This is a genomic window from Reinekea thalattae (genome assembly GCF_008041945.1).
In the GTDB taxonomy this organism is placed as follows: domain Bacteria; phylum Pseudomonadota; class Gammaproteobacteria; order Pseudomonadales; family Natronospirillaceae; genus Reinekea; species Reinekea thalattae.
The window spans coordinates 1,097,822-1,112,693 of the sequence record NZ_VKAD01000001.1; the positions used below are offsets into that span (position 1 = coordinate 1,097,822).

13 protein-coding genes and 3 tRNA genes are annotated in these 14,872 nt (G+C 45.4%); 9 read left to right on the forward strand and 7 right to left on the reverse strand.

The window, feature by feature from the left end; all coding sequences use genetic code 11:
• Positions 1 to 6: 6 nt before the first annotated feature.
• Positions 7 to 1,167, reverse strand: a complete 1,161-nt coding sequence (locus FME95_RS05010; RefSeq protein WP_147713315.1) for a sulfotransferase — start codon at positions 1,165 to 1,167, stop codon at positions 7 to 9.
• Positions 1,168 to 1,445: 278 nt separating this feature from the next.
• Here FME95_RS05010 and FME95_RS05015 point away from each other — a divergent pair.
• The 4 genes from FME95_RS05015 to FME95_RS05030 all read left to right on the forward strand — a co-directional run bounded on the left by FME95_RS05015 (position 1,446) and on the right by FME95_RS05030 (position 2,688).
• Positions 1,446 to 1,522 (forward strand) — tRNA-Met (locus FME95_RS05015).
• Between the two features lie 4 nt (positions 1,523 to 1,526).
• Positions 1,527 to 1,601: transfer RNA gene (locus FME95_RS05020), tRNA-Gln, on the forward strand.
• A 43-nt stretch (positions 1,602 to 1,644) separates the two neighbouring features.
• Positions 1,645 to 1,719, forward strand: a tRNA-Gln gene (locus FME95_RS05025).
• A 120-nt stretch (positions 1,720 to 1,839) separates the two neighbouring features.
• Complete coding sequence (locus tag FME95_RS05030; RefSeq protein WP_222709908.1) at positions 1,840 to 2,688, forward strand: sulfurtransferase; 849 nt, start codon at positions 1,840 to 1,842, stop codon at positions 2,686 to 2,688.
• Positions 2,689 to 2,715: 27 nt separating this feature from the next.
• Here FME95_RS05030 and FME95_RS05035 read toward each other — a convergent pair whose 3' ends face one another.
• Positions 2,716 to 3,735 (reverse strand): LacI family DNA-binding transcriptional regulator, encoded by a 1,020-nt coding sequence (locus tag FME95_RS05035; protein WP_147713317.1) that lies wholly within the window; start codon positions 3,733 to 3,735, stop codon positions 2,716 to 2,718.
• 52 nt (positions 3,736 to 3,787) lie between these two features.
• Positions 3,788 to 4,531 (reverse strand): MBL fold metallo-hydrolase, encoded by a 744-nt coding sequence (locus FME95_RS05040; protein ID WP_147713318.1) that lies wholly within the window; start codon positions 4,529 to 4,531, stop codon positions 3,788 to 3,790.
• Positions 4,532 to 4,703: 172 nt separating this feature from the next.
• Here FME95_RS05040 and FME95_RS05045 point away from each other — a divergent pair, with 172 nt between their 5' ends.
• The 5 genes from FME95_RS05045 to FME95_RS05065 all read left to right on the forward strand — a co-directional run bounded on the left by FME95_RS05045 (position 4,704) and on the right by FME95_RS05065 (position 9,840).
• Positions 4,704 to 5,717, forward strand: coding sequence for an ABC transporter ATP-binding protein (locus FME95_RS05045; RefSeq protein ID WP_147713319.1), 1,014 nt, complete (start codon positions 4,704 to 4,706; stop codon positions 5,715 to 5,717).
• Between the two features lie 16 nt (positions 5,718 to 5,733).
• The gene (locus FME95_RS05050) at positions 5,734 to 6,882 is read left to right on the forward strand and encodes an ABC transporter substrate-binding protein (protein ID WP_147713320.1); all 1,149 of its coding nucleotides are present in this window, start codon (positions 5,734 to 5,736) and stop codon (positions 6,880 to 6,882) included.
• A 60-nt stretch (positions 6,883 to 6,942) separates the two neighbouring features.
• The gene (locus tag FME95_RS05055) at positions 6,943 to 7,770 is read left to right on the forward strand and encodes an ABC transporter permease (protein ID WP_147713321.1); all 828 of its coding nucleotides are present in this window, start codon (positions 6,943 to 6,945) and stop codon (positions 7,768 to 7,770) included.
• 19 nt (positions 7,771 to 7,789) lie between these two features.
• Entirely contained in the window at positions 7,790 to 8,629 is an 840-nt protein-coding gene (locus FME95_RS05060) for an ABC transporter permease (protein ID WP_147713322.1), read from the forward strand.
• 170 nt (positions 8,630 to 8,799) lie between these two features.
• Positions 8,800 to 9,840 carry a polysaccharide deacetylase family protein gene (locus FME95_RS05065; protein WP_147713323.1) on the forward strand — a complete coding sequence of 347 codons (1,041 nt, stop codon included), beginning with the start codon at positions 8,800 to 8,802 and terminating at the stop codon, positions 9,838 to 9,840.
• 104 nt (positions 9,841 to 9,944) lie between these two features.
• Here the strand turns inward: FME95_RS05065 and FME95_RS05070 are convergent, their stop codons facing one another.
• From FME95_RS05070 to FME95_RS05085, 4 genes are all read right to left on the reverse strand, one after another.
• The gene (locus FME95_RS05070; protein WP_147713324.1) at positions 9,945 to 10,277 is read right to left on the reverse strand and encodes a DUF2185 domain-containing protein; all 333 of its coding nucleotides are present in this window, start codon (positions 10,275 to 10,277) and stop codon (positions 9,945 to 9,947) included.
• A 177-nt stretch (positions 10,278 to 10,454) separates the two neighbouring features.
• Positions 10,455 to 11,177 (reverse strand): DUF3581 family protein, encoded by a 723-nt coding sequence (locus tag FME95_RS05075; RefSeq protein WP_147713325.1) that lies wholly within the window; start codon positions 11,175 to 11,177, stop codon positions 10,455 to 10,457.
• Positions 11,178 to 11,370: 193 nt separating this feature from the next.
• Positions 11,371 to 12,222, reverse strand: coding sequence for a hypothetical protein (locus FME95_RS05080; protein ID WP_147713326.1), 852 nt, complete (start codon positions 12,220 to 12,222; stop codon positions 11,371 to 11,373).
• A 106-nt stretch (positions 12,223 to 12,328) separates the two neighbouring features.
• Complete coding sequence (locus FME95_RS05085; RefSeq protein WP_246109360.1) at positions 12,329 to 14,626, reverse strand: hybrid sensor histidine kinase/response regulator; 2,298 nt, start codon at positions 14,624 to 14,626, stop codon at positions 12,329 to 12,331.
• Positions 14,627 to 14,872: the final 246 nt, after the last annotated feature.

Sequence of the window (14,872 nt, forward strand, 5' to 3'; positions counted from 1 at the left end):
GAGTCTTCACCCTATTTCTTTTAAATTGTATGAATGTTTTAGGTACTTCTTAGGAAACAGCCCAATCGCCTGATCAAACAAGGCAAAATCGGACCGGTTGTAACTGTGACCACTTTTATAAGCGCGCGCCTTAGCAACTTCTCGCTGCAAAGCTTCTGCAAAGGCAGGCGTCATATCTAACTGGCAATGCTGCAATGAGAGCTCAACGACAGCGTTTAAATCCTTGACTAAATCGGCCATCGCAATCGGCAGAACATCGGCTTGCTGCAAAGCTGGTGACTCTAAATAGTGGTAATAACCTGCCATCATCTCAATGAGGCGCTGACTGAAGGCATCGGAAATATCGCAGCCGTAAGCCGCTTGCCAAGCAGGATTTAGCGAACTGATTTGCGATGGCACCGCCGCTTCTGCTTCGCGCTGGCAGACCAAAAAAGACGCCTCATGAAAATGCTCCCTTAAGGTTGCAACCCAGGTTAAAAAGGATGGGTTCTTGCAAAGGTAACGCTGATCGGCACCATGAAAATACAGGTGCTTTTGAATTAAGCGGCGATAGAACGACATGATCGCTTTACGTGAATTGGCACTCAGTTGCTGGTCAAACTGACTCAACTGCCAAAAATGCTTTTGCTCAGGGAACAGCAACACCATTAAAAAGCAGGCGTTAATTGGCAGCAGCGCTATGAAATCTTCTTCGGCTTCTTGCAAGCCAAGCTTATGCACCGAATGCATGTTCTTAATAAAGGGGATGTTTATTTTCGACAGCGCGCCGTTCAAAGGCTTTATCAAGCGGCCGATGGTGCTATAAAAGTAGCGCTCGCTGATGCTCGGGGCGAAAACGCACTCCCACATAGTCATGCTGGTTAATTGCTCGTGTTGAGCAAGTACTCGTTGCAAGTGCGTTGTACCGCTGCGAGGAATACCGGTGACAAAAACAATCTTCGAGGTTTTCTGCTTTCGGTAAGCTCGAAAAAGAATCTCATCCAATAGAAAACCAAACCAATGCAGCAGCTGCAAAGCGATAAAGAGAGGCACGACTAGCAAAAAGATCACCAGTCGCCGCAGCAAACTCGCCTGCTTGGCAACAAAAATAGATCTTATTGACCAACCCAGCATACGAGCCATGTTAAGCAATGCCTGAAGCGCGCCTTTAATCATGCAGTCACTCATAATTTGAAACTAAATTCATCGTAGGTTAAAAAGATGGCATGACAACTTTATGACAGGCAGACTAGCGAACACTGCTCGCGTGGGCCAATAGATCGCTACAACCTTACTTCAGCTTTGCGTTTGTCATTTGCACTGTGCATTGTAAAGCTGCACAAGATTGATTCTGAGAATCAGAGTAGCGCCATATGAGCGTCGCTAACTTGTTGAAATTATTTAAAAAAGACTCAGATATTGTTGACAGTAAAATTTTTATGAGGATAATACGCGTCCGTTATCGGGGCTATATAGCTCAGTTGGTTAGAGCACAGCATTCATAATGCTGGGGTCGCTGGTTCAAGTCCAGCTATAGCCACCATCATTGGTCCGTAGCCAAGCGGTAAGGCAACGGGTTTTGATCCCGTCATGCGCAGGTTCGAATCCTGCCGGACCAGCCAATTCTCGATAACATCAGCTACTCTTTGTATGATCCTCAGGTATTGGTCCGTAGCCAAGCGGTAAGGCAACGGGTTTTGATCCCGTCATGCGCAGGTTCGAATCCTGCCGGACCAGCCAATTCTACCACTTCATTAACTTAGTCTTGTTTCGCTTAATTTAACTCGCTCCATAGCTCAGAACTAAAAGATTGATCGGCAATCAGGTAAACTGGATTTTTTTATCTAACAGGGCCTGCCAATGTCTTACCTTATCGATACTTATCAATTATCCAGCCTACTCGCAGAATCCCCAGATACGCTTATTTTAGATTGCCAATCCGCCTTAGGTGATCGCAGCCAATCCAAAGCACTCTATGATGCAGGCCATATTCTCGGCGCTATCCATGTTGATTCCGAAACCGAGTTGTCTGGGCCAATCATTGCTGACAAAACAGGCCGCCATCCACTGCCAAGCCAAGATCAATGGCAGGCGACATTGCAGCGCTGGGGCGTAACGAAAGACCGCCCTATCATCATATACGATCAAAACAACAGCATGTTTGCAGCCCGCGCTTGGTGGCTATTAATGTGGGCGGGTATCAAACAGGCGAAAGTATTAGATGGCGGTCTCGATGCTTGGCGTCACAGCGGCGGCGCGATTTCAACAGAACCGGCGGCTGCGACTCAAACCTCAAACTTACAAATTGATGTACACAACTCACTCACTATTGCAGCCGACTCGTTACTGTCGTTGTCTGCCGAACAGGCGTTACTGGATGCTCGCGCACTGCCCAGATACCAAGGTTTGGTCGAACCATTAGACAGCAAAGCAGGCCACATACCTGGCGCTATTAATGCCGACTTCAGTAAAAACTTAGACAGCGACAATCGCTTTTTGCCGCCCGAGCAATTAGCTCAGCGTTTCCAATCGGTCGCCGACAAACCAGTGATTTGCTATTGCGGCTCTGGCGTTACTGCCTGCCACAATATTTTGGCGATGACTATTGCCGGAATGAAAATGGCAACACTCTACCCTGGCAGCTGGAGTGAATGGATTGTCGACGACAGCCGCCCTGTGGCAACAGCTATTGAAGGCTCACCTCTGTAAACAGCACTCGGCGTTGCAATAGGCGGTTTAGGGTGAGGTGTGGCGAGTGAGCAGACTTACGGCAACCTGCTCTTGCCTTTGCGCCAGTTCAGGGTTATTGGCTCGCGACTCCAAACACCACAAAACCTTTTCGGCGGTTTCTTTAACACTGTGGTCAATGGTGGTTAACTGATAACTGTATTGCGACGTCAGTGGAGTGTTATCGAAACCGATAAGGTGAAAGTCCTCTGGCGCATGTTTACCCTGCTCACGCATGCCGTCTAAAAAACCACACGCCATCAATGCGGTGGCACAAAATACGCCATCGACCTGTTGACCTGAAGCAACGAGCTGATGCGCTGCCGCACGAGCACCCTCATAACAGTTCTGCTCAGTTTTAATGTTAATCAGCTGATGCGCTGGCTGCTGATTCCAATCGTGCAACGCTGCTTTAAAATGTTCACCTCGGTCGACGCCAGACCAAGTCGAGTCTTTATAATTTAACCAACCAATAGTCTGGCAACCAGCCGACATCAATTGCTGCGCGGCAAGCTGCGCACCCTTTTGATTATCAGAACACACCACGTCGACTTTAGATAAATTAATGGCTCGGTTAATACCAACCACAGGAATGGACAACTGCAAACATTCTTCGACCAACGCTTCCGGCGGCTGACCTGAGGTGACCACAACGCCCGATACCCGATACTGAGTAAATCGGCGCAGCGTATCTTCAAGGTCATCATCCTTACGCACTTCTGTAACTAACGCCTGATAACCACGCGACTTTATCTCTGACAATAAAGCTTCCAACAACGAGCTTCGAAAAGGATCACTCAGATGGGCAACGACAACACCGATCAGCTGACTGCGTCGCCGATTCAAACCCTGAGCCAAAAAATTTACCTGATAACCGAGTTGCTCAGCCGCACGCAATACCTTTGCTTTTGTCTGTTCAGAAATACTGCCATTTTCGGTAAAGGTTCTGGACACAGCCGAACGAGAAACACCCGCCAAATCGGCAACATCTTGCGCCGTCACCACCGTTTTTGTTTTTTTATTATTCAAGCTTTTTCCTATGAATATCGGTTAGCCATCGAGTTGCGAATGGGCTTACTAGCTACAGACGTGATAAATCCAGCTGTAATCCATCTTCGCTGACAAACTGTTTTTCGTTACCAGCTACTGCTGCGCGTATTTTGTCGACTTCCTCATCCCAACAATGATACAAGCCTAGTCGATTGATCTGTAACTCTTCTGCTAACTTCTGACAATCGACAAAATCTCCATGTGAGTCATCCGCAGCCAACTCAGTAAAACAAGCACATTCTTGAAATGCCAAGTCTGCGTCTTTCATCAAAGCTCTGCTGGCTTTGGTCGGCCGACCATCACCGCTGTAAAATAAACGCTGATTATCAACCGAAAATAAAATCGCACGATTGCTAATTTCGTGTTGAGTTTCAGCCGTTTGCAACTGCCAACCTTGCCAGCTAAACGAGTCTTCGGTGTCGAGCCATTGGATTTCAAATGTCGTTGTTTGCTCTGGCCAATAACCTAAGCAAGCAATTGATTGCAATGCGGCGCGATGCTCAGGCTGGCAGATAATGGTGAGCGGCGCACTACGCTGAAAACTTTTCCAATAATTAATTAACGCTGGCAAACCAGCGCAATGATCGGGGTGAATGTGGCTAAAATAAATCACCTGTATGGCATCGAGCGGTAAATTTCGATTAAACAGCGCTCTGGGAATGGTCGGGCCGCAATCCACCAACCACATCTTTCCTGCTGCATCAGTTACCGTGATCGCCGCGGTATTCTTGCTTTTCGCAAACGCACTGCCTGAACCTAGAACATCAATTTTCATATCGTTAACCAAATTTTTTTCATTTGTTAATTAATTTGTCATAAATCAAGCTCAAAGTACCTGCCGCAAGATTCGCAAAACGTTGCACGACTTTACTATCGAATGAACACGTGTTCAACGATTTTAAAACAGCAGTAACCCAATACATTTTTATAGAGTGTTTGATAAACAGATGAAGCGTCTACAGATTCAAGATTTAGCGGCTGGCTACGGCAATAAACAAATTCTATCGGACATTAATTTGTCGGTTAATGCCGGAGAAATGGTTGCCCTACTGGGCCCTTCTGGCTGCGGTAAGACGACTCTGCTAAACGTTCTTTGTGGCTTTTTACCACATTCAAGTGGTGACATTCAGCTTGGCGATCAATCCATCACTGGCCTTTCCGCAGACAAACGAAACATCACCATGGTGTTTCAAAGCTATGCACTCTGGCCTCATCTCAGTGTGGCGCAAAATGTTGCCTACGGTTTAAAAGTTCGCAAGCAACCAGCGCAAGAAATTGCCTCAAAGGTGAAGGAATTTTTAACGCTGGTGAAGTTACAAGGGCTCGAAAACGAAAAGGTAACAAACCTTTCAGGCGGCCAACGACAACGAGTCGCTTTAGCTCGTGCGCTTATTATCCAGCCAGATATTTTGGTATTAGATGAGCCACTATCCAACCTCGACGCCAAGGTGCGCTTGCAGGTTCGTCACGAAATTAAAAGCCTGCAAAAAGAGATTGGTTTTAGCTCTCTGATTGTTACCCACGACCAAGAAGAAGCCTTGGTTATGGCCGATCGCATCGCGGTATTAAACAACGGAAAAATCGAACAGCTCGGCTCTTGCGAAGAAATTTTTAACCAACCTAAAACGCCTTTTGTTGCTGACTTCATGGGCGCAGACAATCAGCTCTCGGTGAATCGCTCCGGCAGCTCTCAGATTATTTATTTTCGCGCCGAGCAGGCTCTGCTGGAGCCTGGATCTCACAACACTATTGAAGCGACGCTTGCCGATCAAGGCCTTGTAGTTTCTGGTCGAGTACTGCAAAGCGCGTTTTTTGGAAACCACTACCAAGTTAGCCTGGAGTGTGATGGTCAACTATTAAGGGCCGTTCATCCATGTGCTTTAGAGCAAGGCGAACAGGTCTTGCTCAAAGTTCCACCCTCGTCGTTACACATTTTTAACCATTCAATCCCCACAAACTGATATTTAAGGATTCGACATGTTTTTAAAAAACAAACTGCTGCTAGCTGCCGCCATGAGTACGGCGTTAACTGCAGGCATCGCACAAGCTGAGACCACATTAAATGTAGTCACCGCTGGTAGTCAAAATATGGTTGATTACGTTAAAACCTATTTGGCGCCAAAATTCGAAGCGACTCACCCTGGCGTAACCGTCAATGTCGTGGGTACTGGTCCTGGTGATGCAGGTTCTCACAAAATTTTAGAAAAACTCGCTGCACAACAACAAAGCGGCCAAACTGTTTGGGACGTTGACGTTGCTGTTGTTCACCAAAAATTAGGTGGCGACATGGTTAAGCAAAACCTACTTAGCGCTTACCGAGACGACATTAAAACTGGCACATTAGTAACCCGTGACAGCGCAGACAATGCTTTAGGTACCGATGTCAGGGGCTACGTCATGCCAATGTTCCACAGCCAAACAGCGATTGCTTATAACAGCGACTTTATTAAAACGCCGCCGGCATCTTACGACGAATTGGTTAAATGGGTTAAAAAGAACCCTAAAGCATTCGGCTATAACGGTATTAAAAACGGTATGTCAGGCTTAGCTTTTGTCGCTGGTTGGATCTACACCTACGGTGACGATGCAGAGACTTTAACAAGCGAGCCTTACAACAGTGAACTTAAAGACTCTTGGTCATCTGCCTATAAGAAGCTTAAACGTTTTAACAAAGACGTAACCTTCACGCCTGGTAACGCAGGTACGTTAGACATGCTAAACCGCGGTGAAATTTTCATGGGCCCAGTTTGGGTAGACATGTTCTACAGCTGGAAAGACCAAGGTAAATTACCTCCATCAATGAAACTTGTGTTGATTGCTCCAGGCATGCCAGGCCAGCCAATGTATTACGCAGTACCTGCAAAAGCAGCTAACGAGCAACTTGCTAAAGAATTTATCGAGCTTGCAACCAGCCCTGAAGTTCAAGCTGAAGGTATTGTAAAACGTTTCAACTGGTATCCAGGTATCGATGCAGAACACGTTCAGAAACACCTAACCACTGAAGAGTGGGAAAAACTGTTCATCGAAATTACACCTAAGGACCTTGCGGATTACGGCAAGAGCTTCCCAATTGCACCTTACTTTGATGACATCAAAGAAGGTTACGAGCGTCAGGTTTCTAACTGATTAAACGATCAAATAATCAAGCGATCTGGTATCGCTTGATTATTTTTTTCAGGAACAATCATGCAATCTCATCCCGTCAATAAAGTTTGGTTGGTACTGCCTGCAGCATCTCTTGTGGTGCTTCTTTTTTTGTACCCGCTTTCTTTTTCTATTTTTTCTGCCTTGTCGGATGACCAAGGAAAATTCACCTTCGCTCATCTGGTCAATGCGTTTGAGCTTTATTCTAAAGACATTTTATTTTCAATTATTATTGTCTTAGCTTCGCTGTTTTTTTTGTGCTTAATATCCGTCACTATCGCAGCTTTGATCCGTCTATCTCGCTTTAAAAAGCTAACTCAATTACTTGGCTTACTGTATCGATTACCGTTGTTTATCCCACTAATTGTCACCGCACAGATGATGCGTACTTTTTTGGCAAAAAATGGCTTGATGAATAACACCCTGATTCAACTCGGACTACTAACGCCAATGGAAACAATGTCGTTTTTAGGTTGGCGCGGCATAATTATCACCTTTGTCTGGAAACAGTTAGCGCTGGCAACTCTGCTTATTTCTGGCGCCATGGCCGCAATTGATGACAATCAAATACGAGCGGCTCAAAATTTAGGCGGCAGCCGACTTGGCATTCTGTTTAAAATTATTTTGCCGCAAATAACACCGGCGATTGGCGTTGCCATGGTGCTGTCTGTGGTTAGCATGCTGTCCGCTCTATCGGTGCCACTTATGATCGGGACCGGAACACCAACCATGATGACCGCCGATATGTCATTCCGAATTAACTCTTACGGTGACTACCATACTGCGAATGCATTAGGCCTTGTTTCCTATCTTTTCTGCGCTGGTTTCGCCTGGTTCTATCTTCGCCAAAACATTAAAGAAAAATCCTAATCGCAGCGAGATTTTCAACATGATCAATCGTCTACTACAGCGACCTAGTGCCAATAGATTTTCCAGTGAGTTTTTTGCACAGGCTGTTTTTATTGTTTGCCTAGCACTCTTTTTATTCGGCCCCATCATTAACTTACTGATATGGAGTGTCGCCGAAGTCTGGTACTTCCCTCATAAACTTCCAGCCGAATGGGGGTTTAAATATTGGAGACAAGTATTCAGCCCATACAGCGATGTGACTGGGTCGATGATATCCAGTGTATTAATTGCGTTAGCGACCGTTGTAGTCTGTTTAGTGGTTTCTATTCCAGCAGGCTTCGCATTAGCACAAAAATCAATTCCGTTACGTCTGTTTTGGATGCTGTTATTTTTAATACCTCAAGCTTTTCCAAACCTAACGGTTTACATCAACATTGCAAAAATCTTTTACGACTTCGGTCTTAATGGCAGCTTTATCGGTGTTGTTTTAGTTCATAGCGTACACGGACTGATGTTTTCGGTTTGGATCTGTGTCGCTGCCTTTTCAGGGATTGACCCTTTGCTGTCACGTGCCTCAATCAATCTGGGGGCAAGCCCGCTGTATACTTTTTTTCATATTATTTTACCCCAAGCGATCCCCGGTATCGTCGTTGCAGGCATCTTTGTTTTTTTAGAATCTTTGGACGAATTCACCGGTACTTTTTTTGTCGGTACGCCTGAAATCACAACACTGCCGTTATTACTTTATACCGCCAGCATGGAAGGAAACTATCAAATTGCGTCCATTACCGCGCTTATCTTACTCGTTCCTTCTGTGGTGTTTGTTTTAATTATTCATCGTTTTGTCAGCGCACAGATGCTGTCAAAGATTGGCCAATAGCCTCTTAGGTGTCTACAAGAGTGCCGCTCAGCAGCGCTGTAACTTGAATGCCAATGCTATAACGATTACATTCCCCAGCTTACAGCTGGGGAATTTTTGCTAACTCGCACTCAATTCCGTCTAGGCTGTTCCATGTTCGCTCTAATCTATCCACTGGGAATAACAGCCTCATGCAAAAAAGTATTGTTACTGCGCTAGTGATTTTATTTTCTAGCCTGCTGCTTAATAAAGCTTATGCTGAAAGCAGTTTTAACATTTTGGTTTATCATCACGTTGCGACAGACACTCCAGCCAGCACATCGGTCAGCCCTGAGCAGTTTCGTCAGCACTTAGAATTAATAAAAAGTAATGGCTATCAGGTTGTCGATTTAGCTCAAGCACTAGATACGATCCGCAGTGGCGAGCCGTTAGCAAAACCCTCTATCGCAATCACTTTTGATGATGGATTCAATGATATCTATACGCAAGCGTGGCCATTGCTAAAGGAATATAACTTTCCATTTACGGTTTTTGTTTCTACCGATGCAATAGATCAGCAGCTAAACGGAATGTTGAGTTGGGATCAGATTCGCGACCTGCACAAGCACGGCGTTACCATTGCTAACCATACGACCGATCATGATTATTTAGTGCGCTATGAAAATTACGATCAGGCTTGGCTGGAAAGTATTTCCGAAAAAATCACCACGGCGCAGCAACGATTAGAAACGGAACTGGACAGCGAACTACCGAAGTGGCTTGCTTATCCCTATGGTGAATTTAATCAGCCATTACAGCATTTACTTAAGCAATTAGGCTACCTTGGCTTTGCGCAACACTCGGGCGGTGTTTGGCAAGGCAGTGATTTCTTGGCTATCCCACGTTTCGCAGCGGCGGGTATTTATGCCAACCCAAATACGCTAAAAGTTAAGTTAGCATCGAAACCGATGCCGATCGATAATTCATTGCTCAGTGATATGGTCACCGATCAAAGCCAACCAACGCTCAAGGCAACGCTGCTCATGCCGGTTGATATGAGCCGATCATTAAATTGCTTCGTCAATGGTCGTGCACACACAGCTCAGTGGATTTCGGATTTAGAGTTTACACTCACCAGCGATACTGCATTAGAAAAAGGTCGGCACCGTTATAACTGCACTAGCCGCAGTAGTACGGGGAATTTCTACTATTGGTTTTCGAAGCCCTGGCTGGTACTGCCGAAAGAAGGTTAATGCATGAAACCACATGAGCAGCTTGCAGCAGTCTCGTGTGGTTTTATAGCGTCATCATTGTGGTATCAATAGATTTTGCTGTGCAAGAAACACAGCAACGTGGATTAGTCGGGTATTACATAGTCGTGCACAGGAACCCAGTGGTTACTATCGGGTAAGCGCTCCCACACACTGCCGACTTCAGATTGCTTAACCAACTCTGAAATGCTGGGGTCTAATCGTTCCATACAGTCTAACGGCGCCACACAGGCTGCATCTTCTTCTTGCAGAAACTCATCGGTCTCTTGGCCGCTGTAAAAGCGAAAGCCAGTATCATTTTTATGCTGGGGCAACTCTTTATAAAAAAAACGGATCGGCAAAGGGCGTTCATTAAGAATAAGACTCGATGCCAAACATAGGTGCCCTGCTTTATTGTTGATACAAACTTCATTCATCATCTTTTACTATCTACCTTAAACAACCAATAACCAAAAGGGCGGCGGATTATAAGTAAACGAGAAAAAAATGCACTGCAAAAATTGAACGATTGGATAACAAAAAAAACAGGCCCCATAAAATCAATCAGTTACAAATGTTATTTTTTGTAACTGACGAAAACGCCCGCTAAATTGAACTTAACTTTCAGCCAACTGAGCTAAGTAATGCTCTTTGCGCTGATTAAATTCATCGACCATCGGGCTAAGAATGCCATCATCGAACGGCATTAAACCGCCGACCAGCAGTTTTTTATCACCCTGACCAACAACTTGGCCTGCTTCTTTAACATCAAAGATAAAGCGGATCTCGGCACGTTTACCGTCAACATCAAATTGAGTACTCGCCAGCTCAAGCGTTGGCGCGTTTAAGTCGAGTCGATCGAGCTTAAACGACATACGTTCGTACATTACCAGAGGGCGCTTAGGGTTAAACATCACACCCTTATCTCGCATTAGTGGCACCATTAAAAATGGGAAGTTGTAGCCAGAAAAGGACACGTACTGCTTTATGAGTTGCTCTATCACCGCTTCATCGTCGGTATGTTCACCTTCGCGGCTAACCTCGGTGTAAAGCTTCCCTTCGGGATCCACCAGCGCCAACTGCTGGGCGCTTGGCTGAGTAAACAGCAGCTCAACATCGCGACCCACCATACCAGCAAAATTAAACTGCATCTGCTGACTTAAGCCTTGCTTGCTTAAGATCAAAGCAAACAATAGGTCGCCGGGAACGCAAAATCGGCGAGCATCGGGGTCATGAATGGGGTTAAAGTCGCCGGCAATTTCTTTCGCAAAGCGACTGGCCTGCTCTGGGCTGATCGATAAGCTATCGCCGTTTTGATTATAAAACTGGTCAAGAAACACTGAAAACCTCACTCATACCTATAGATATTAATCGCTATAGTGTGCCTAGTATATTCATGATTAAAAACGACTCGAATAAGAAAAGATTTGTGCGCTGCGGTAAAAAGCCACAATGCCATAAGCCGGGTTTAGGTGAAGATGCTGTGCAATTAACCGCAGCATCTTCATTTTAAGAGCCTCGTTTTTAAAGGCTTTAATTTGCTAAGGCGTCAAGCCTTGCGCTGAGTGCATCTAATTGACTCGCCAAGGCTGTCAGCCTTTTACTGGTCTCTAGACGACTGGCATCAATGGCCTGCAATTGTCGGCTGTAACTGGCTTGCTCAGCCAACAAATCTTCTTGTGTTAATGTCAAACTGATCAACCGCTCTTCGATGTTGGCCTGTAAAGCACCCTCTAACTTATCACTGAGACTGTTCAGCTGTTGCGTCATTGAAGCAAGCTCTTGCTTATTGCTCTGCGTTAACTGCTGTAGCGGTGATAATTGGCCTTTGAGCGACGAAACGGCCTGATCACTCGAATTTAACTGATCGGCCAGCTCATCGATGCTTTTTTCGGCGGCATTGACACTGGCTAGCTGACTTTTAAGAGCTGCCTGGTTCTCTTCAATCCAGTTTTTATTACGCTTATTCGCCACATCCCACAGCTTTCTGATCTCTGACATGTGCACATCGGTGTCGGCTTTGATTGCCTTAAACTGGGCATTAATTGCGGTTTCGTTCAACGCGACAGACTCATCGGTTTGATTCAGAGCTCGCTCTAAACTGACAATACGGTCGTCGGCTAACTCTAAACGTTCTTCATAAGAGGCTTGTAGCTGATGTAATGAATACTGCTGATAGGCCATAAAGATCGCGGCAATCGCAAGAACAACAACGCTGGCGACAAGACCCCATGGCGTTTTACTGGGTAAATAGTCATCATCAAAGGGAATGTCATCGACTGGTTCTTTAGGCGGCGGACTTGGTGGGGGCGTGTGACGCTCACGAATATCGTCACGATCCGGTACCATACTGGGAATAGAACCAACGTTCGGCTTGTCAGACATCTCTCATATCCTAAGGCTAATTTAGAGCTATTATCTGAGCTTATTCGCCATAGAGCAACAGCTGCTTAAAGGCCGTAATGTCAATCCTCGGTATGAGTATCAGCCGTTACAGCAACCACTGACTTAAGACCGCTTTCAAGCCGTCTAAACGAACAGGCTTAGCCATAAAGTCATTCATCCCAGATTGAATGCACTTTAGCCGGTCGACGTCGGTGTCGTTGGCACTGACGGCAATAATAGGAATATCAGAATCCAGTTCTGGGTTGGCTCTAACCCGCTGAGCGAGTTCGTGGCCACTCATTTCAGGCATCATACAATCCAGCAAAATCAGGTCGACCTTGGATTCACTCAGCTTGTTCAGAGCCTCTTGACCACTTAAGGCGGTTATTGGCGTTGCCTCTAATTTCTTAACGAAGGCTGATAGGATTTTTAAATTAACGGCCATGTCGTCAACCACGAGAATTCGCTTACCCTTGAAAGCGCCCTCTTTAGCCAGTTCTTGATTAGAAACTTCAGTCACCGGAAACGCAACATCAAGGTGTGCGCCGCTGTGTCGATTGCTCAATTTCGACTGAGCGCCTATCTCTTGGATCAGCATATGGCTAACCAATGCGCCCATCGATTCACCATTCCAATGATCACTATTGGTACTGTTGTACCAGTCAATGATGTCTTCATCGGCAAATCGATTGCTGGCAGTAAGATCTGCAGATAAGTAAGGTTTAGACGCCCGATATTCTAGCCGGAAAGTAATGTACATCTGCTTGCAATTAAGAATCTCCATTGCCGCTTCTATAATATTGCGTATCACCTTACTGATATGCAGCCAATCCATTTCTAATATCGTCGGAACCGAATCGTCGATTCGCATATCAACCTTAATCTCCGAATTGGCGAAGATATGCTTCCAGTATTCTTGTATACGCATAATTTCGGCGCGGACATTACAGCGCTGAATAAAGGGTCGATAGCCTTCAGAAACTAAACTTGAGTAAGTCAGCAGGTTATCGACTTTAAACAACAGCTCGGTCGCCGACAGATCGGTTTGGTCAATAATATCGACCTGCTCTGCAAACTCAGCTTTTTCGGACAACAGCTGTAAATTACCGATCAACACGTGGATCGGCGTTTTCAGTTGGTGTCCCGCAGACAGCAAGAATGCTTCATTGGATGCATTACTTCTTTCAACCATTTTGAGTGCATCGCTAACCTTAGAGTAAGCCTCGTAAACCTCTTTATTTGATGTTTTTTGAATTTGCCGTAACCGATAAATCAAAGCAAAAGACAGCACCATTGATTCGGTGGCAACACCAATTTCCGCAAAGCGAATACCTATATAGCTCGGTTCTAAAACGCCCATCACAATTAGGCTGTACGCAAACATACTGGCCATCATAGGCACCCAGCAGAAAACAAATAACCAAGAGCCTTGCACCTTTTTACGGCAACTCATGATGCCAACACCAATAACGCTGATGGTTAACAACAGCAAGCTCAATGTCACTAGCAGTGCCGTCAGTGCTTTATCCACGTATAAAAATGGCACGATCAACAAGGGCGACTGCGCTATCCAGAAGAAATAGCGATCAAAGCGCGGCAAGTGCTGCTTACTACTCAAATAGGAACGCGTGAAATTCAAACCGCCCCAGGTAAAACCAACATAAGCGAGATAGCCAATATTTTGCTGCAACCAGACCATATCCTGCCAAATATAGGCATAGCCATAGCCGCTATTGAACAGTATCGAAGTCGACATGCTGACCATATAAATGATGTACCAGCCGTACTCCGGATAACGCGTTCCAAGGTAGACCATTAGGTTGTAGATGGTCATGGCGAAGATGACGCCGTATAAAAACAGGATAAAGTTTTCATATAGAGTCAGACGCTCAAACACCGTAACCGGATCACCCAGAATCATCGGTAATAGCATCGGGGACTGACCGCGAGCCTGTATCAGGATGCCGTCAGTTTGGTCTTCGGGGATGAGAAAAATGAAACTTCGGTGTTTAATTTGGCGAGCAGCAAAAGGTCGAGTATCACCTGTCTTTGTCACCAAGGTTGGCTCTAGCCGCCCAGTCTCTTGATTGTGAATCAGGTGATAAAAGTTAACCTGATCAATGTAGGCATTGCCCAGCTCTAGCCATAAGGGAACGCCGTCGACATAAGCATCGTCTGATAAATAGACCCAGATATGGCTATGTGTCGCACCGTAAGAAGGAATCGATGTTATGTATTCAAATTCACCTAAACGTGACAAGACGTCAGACGCTGACAGCGAGCCCGATACATCCTCATACACCTGCAACGAGCGCCAATCAACGACGGTGTTCTCTTCGCCATCTGAAAACGCTTCTGTAGAGGCTAAGGCATCAATTGAGTAACCTAGCAAACTGTATAGCATCAATCGAAAGATACTATGAAGTAACTTATTCAGAGCGAGACCTTACTTAGAACAGGGACAGTAAAATAAAAGTAGTTCAACTTGTTAATTTTACAATCAAGTAAACCGTATCTACCAATAAATAAATAGATAAATAAAAACAACAGCTACATACATTTTATGCCTGCGCTCAACGTGGCATACTTATTGGTTAATGTCATCTCGTTACGCTAATTTACTTATAACCCATCACTGAACACGTGGACG